Consider the following 2,786-nt stretch of genomic DNA (forward strand, 5'->3'; position numbering starts at 1 on the left):
GATTTTAAAATCCCAAAAGCCTTTCGACCCCAATTATTTGACTGCTACCCCTTGACAGGTCAAGACAGTATCTACAAAGTTATGTTTTTTACTTCCGTTAACAATGGCAACGGTAGATTTGCACACACTAACTCTGCACAATTCCACTGCCGCAAATACTCATACACTTCAGAAATAATCGCATTTGCCGCATCTAAATCTCCTGCTTGAGAAGCATGATAGTGCGCTCTGATTAGGGGCTTAATATCCTCGATTTCTTGCCATTCCGATTCCGGTTTGATGGGAATGCGGATATAATAGTTATAGGCTTGGCTGTGGGCGGTACGGAGATTTTCAGCGTTTTGACTTAGCCGGTACTCGCCCTTTTCTCGCACTAGCGGATGCAACTGATAGGATTTAAGGTGGCGATCGTAATATAGCACTTGTCGGCGCTTGAGTGCCTGAATAATATTTTCTTTAAGTTCATACTTGCTAACTTCTGGCATTTGAGCGCTAATCCCTGAAAAAGATAGGGGATATTCTGAGGTTTGATAGAGAGAAATTCGGCTGAGACAAGTTTGCTCGCCGTCGCTGAGACGGGCTATTATTTCATCGATCGCTCTTTCAATATCTCGAATCAGCAACCAGTCTCTCTGGTGCAGAAAAATCCCGACATTTCCCTGAAACTCGGTATCGTCTCGAATCAAGGCTGCGACGAGTTGTAAGGCTTTGGGATGTCCTGAATAGCGCTCGCCCATTTCGGCTAATTCCTCTGCATTTGCAGTCAAATTAAAAGATTGCAATAGGGCAACTGCGCTATCTCGATCCAATCCGTTTAGCTGGATTTAGCGGGTGACATTTGGCGGCAATTCAGCCAAGCTTTCGCGACTGGTAAATATAATTTTGCTTTGATGTTCTGTTTCTAATAGTTGTTTGAATAACCAAGCATATTCTGCACAATCCTCGGCGAAATAACCAGCCGCTTTTGCCTCTCCAGCTTTCAAAAGTGTATCGGCGCGATCGAAAACGAGCAAGCAAGGTTTATCTCTGAGGATTTTGAGCAGATTTTCGATTTTTTGGAAAGAGTCATCTTGAGCATTGACGGCTGCGGTAATGTCGCCGTTGGAGAGGGTGAATAGCAGGGAGTCAATTATGCGATCGCAGGGGGGTGCTTTGCCTGTTGCGGATTGCAAGGATTGCCAAGCGGCGCAGGTGAAGGGGGTTTTTTCTGTGTGGATTTGGCGAATTAGTTGGCTGATGAGGGTGGTTTTGCCGATGCCTGGTAATCCGACTATTGAGATGGCGGTGATGTCTGAGTTAATAATAGTAGTTTTTAAGATTTCGAGTTCTTTTGTGCGCTGTACCCAATTTCTGACGGGGGGTAAGTTTTCTGGGAGGGGGAAAGTGCGATCGGTTTGGTTGTCTTGGGGGATATCTGCGATCGCCGCGGCTAAAAGTAATTCTGTTTTCTTGATATCATTGCGCTCGATAATATCTTCCCAGTTATTGATTCCTACAGCTTTGCAAATATCGATAAATGTTTCCCGTCGAATTCGGTTTTGCGCCCAAAACCTCCTTAAAGTGGCTTTTGAAGTTAGAGCCGCTTTGCACCAGGTATCCTCACTTTTATTCCATCCGAGATTGCGTCTTACCATGTCAATGATTTTTAGCCCTTCTTCGGATGCTCTGAGCAAGCCTGCCATTGCTACTCCTCTACGGAAACTCTGCCTTAGTCAAGAATTTTACATGATTTGGTGAACCCAGAAGTGAGCCAAATGAGCCAAATGAGCCAAATGAGCCTTTTATGTTGAGCCAAATTGTGAGCCGTTTAGCCGATAAAGATTCAGGATTTTGGAGTATTGTGAAATGATGTGTTGGGCTGTCAGCTACGTTTGACGGTGCATCTGGCGGGCGATCGGGGATACGGCCGATCTGCTGTTGGGAGCAATGTAAAGTTTTGTTACAAAAACAGGGCGAACTGCATAAAGAGCAGATGAAGGCCCTGATAGATATTTAGGAAGGCTTGCTAGGCGGGCTTTGCTGGTTTTGACGTAAATTTATTTGTGAGGAGTTTGAATTATGGTTAATGTGAATTTCAATGTATGGGGTAATAAGGATGAGAATAAAATAGTCGCATCTATCCCTAGCACTCTGGGAGCAGATGGTTCTATAATTTTAAACTCTCCTCTATCAATCCCCAGCAATCAACCCATTAGAAGCATAGACACTAATCAAAAAACTTATTTAATTACTCATGGTTTTCAAAATAATGGCGGGAACCAGGGGAATAATTATGCCCCTTCATTATCAGAGATAGCTAAAGCTTTACGAAGTCAACCCGAAAATGCCAATGCAAACATTATTTTAGTAGATTGGGAAGAAGGGGCTAAACCTCAAGGATTCCGCCAGTATGTTATACCAGCACAGAATACAAGAGAGGTCGGTAATCAAATAGCACAGTTTCTAAATAAACAGGGTATAGATCCTAACAAAACAGAACTAATTGGTCACAGTTTAGGTGCTCAGGTATCAGGCTTTGCTGGAGCTAAGTATAAAGAATTAACAGGCAAAGAAATCGATAGAATTACAGGTCTAGATCCAGCAGCCTTTGGTATTATTACTCCTCTCGATTCTTTTGACAGGCAACTAACATGGAAAATCGGATTTAGTGTACCTTTTGTCAACAGTAACGTGTCAGTGCCTGCTGTGGAATCAGCACCACCTAGCGATCGCTTATACCAATTCACTATGAAGGTACACTAAAATATAGGGTAAAAGTAGAGGCAATTCAATATGGCGAACAAACT

3 protein-coding genes are annotated in these 2,786 nt (G+C 43.2%); 1 reads left to right on the plus strand and 2 read right to left on the minus strand.

The features are described from left to right. Positions 1-71 precede the first annotated feature (71 nt). Both QUA27_RS27120 and QUA27_RS27125 read right to left on the minus strand, forming a co-directional pair. Positions 72-767: a hypothetical protein gene (locus tag QUA27_RS27120; protein ID WP_333072141.1), complete on the minus strand. Its 696-nt coding sequence runs from the start codon at positions 765-767 to the stop codon at positions 72-74. A 57-nt stretch (positions 768-824) separates the two neighbouring features. Then, entirely contained in the window at positions 825-1,682 is an 858-nt protein-coding gene (locus tag QUA27_RS27125) for an ATP-binding protein (RefSeq protein ID WP_333072142.1), read from the minus strand. A 376-nt stretch (positions 1,683-2,058) separates the two neighbouring features. Between QUA27_RS27125 and QUA27_RS27130 the strand changes: the two genes are divergently transcribed. Next, positions 2,059-2,742, plus strand: coding sequence for an alpha/beta hydrolase family protein (locus QUA27_RS27130; protein WP_333072143.1), 684 nt, complete (start codon positions 2,059-2,061; stop codon positions 2,740-2,742). Positions 2,743-2,786: the final 44 nt, after the last annotated feature.

It is taken from the genome of Microcoleus harperi Pol14_C6 (genome assembly GCF_036701295.1).
Lineage (GTDB): Bacteria > Cyanobacteriota > Cyanobacteriia > Cyanobacteriales > Microcoleaceae > Microcoleus.